At 49.4% G+C, this 591-nt stretch carries 4 tRNA genes and 1 rRNA gene; all 5 read right to left on the reverse strand.

Features of this window, described 5'->3' with window-relative positions:
* Window positions 1-37: 37 nt before the first annotated feature.
* The 5 genes from BAA9072_RS23900 to rrf all read right to left on the reverse strand — a co-directional run bounded on the left by BAA9072_RS23900 (window position 38) and on the right by rrf (window position 588).
* Window positions 38-122: transfer RNA gene (locus BAA9072_RS23900), tRNA-Leu, on the reverse strand.
* Window positions 123-158: 36 nt separating this feature from the next.
* Window positions 159-234 (reverse strand) — tRNA-Lys (locus tag BAA9072_RS23905).
* Between the two features lie 33 nt (window positions 235-267).
* Window positions 268-343 (reverse strand) — tRNA-Thr (locus tag BAA9072_RS23910).
* A 40-nt stretch (window positions 344-383) separates the two neighbouring features.
* Window positions 384-459, reverse strand: a tRNA-Val gene (locus BAA9072_RS23915).
* A gap of 12 nt (window positions 460-471) precedes the next feature.
* Window positions 472-588, reverse strand: a 5S ribosomal RNA gene (gene rrf / locus BAA9072_RS23920).
* Window positions 589-591 lie beyond the last annotated feature (3 nt).

Here is a 591-nt window from a genome sequence, read left to right on the forward strand (position 1 = left end):
GTGGTGTTCTACCACTGAACTACTTCCGCGAAATGAATGGTGCGGGTGAAGGGACTTGAACCCCCACGCCTCGCGGCGCCAGATCCTAAGTCTGGTGCGTCTGCCAATTCCGCCACACCCGCATGTAAGATTGATATTTTTGCTTTGGCAAAAATCAATGGTGAGCCATGAAGGATTCGAACCTTCGACCCTCTGATTAAAAGTCAGATGCTCTACCAACTGAGCTAATGGCTCTCGAAATAAAAAAAGAGACAAAATAAAAAACAATGGTGCCGGCAAGAGGACTTGAACCCCCAACCTACTGATTACAAGTCAGTTGCTCTACCAGTTGAGCTACACCGGCATATTGATAAAGAAAGATATTTTGCTTACGCAAAAATCTTTGGTGGAGGATGACGGGATCGAACCGCCGACCCTCTGCTTGTAAGGCAGATGCTCTCCCAGCTGAGCTAATCCTCCGAAATATGTTTCGCCTGGCGACGTCCTACTCTCACAGGGGGAGATCCCCCAACTACCATCGGCGCTGAAGAGCTTAACTTCCGTGTTCGGCATGGGAACGGGTGTGACCTCTTCGCCATTATCACCAGACGA

Origin of the sequence: Rossellomorea arthrocnemi (genome assembly GCF_904424705.1) — a bacterium.
Taxonomy (GTDB): domain Bacteria; phylum Bacillota; class Bacilli; order Bacillales; family Bacillaceae_B; genus Rossellomorea; species Rossellomorea arthrocnemi.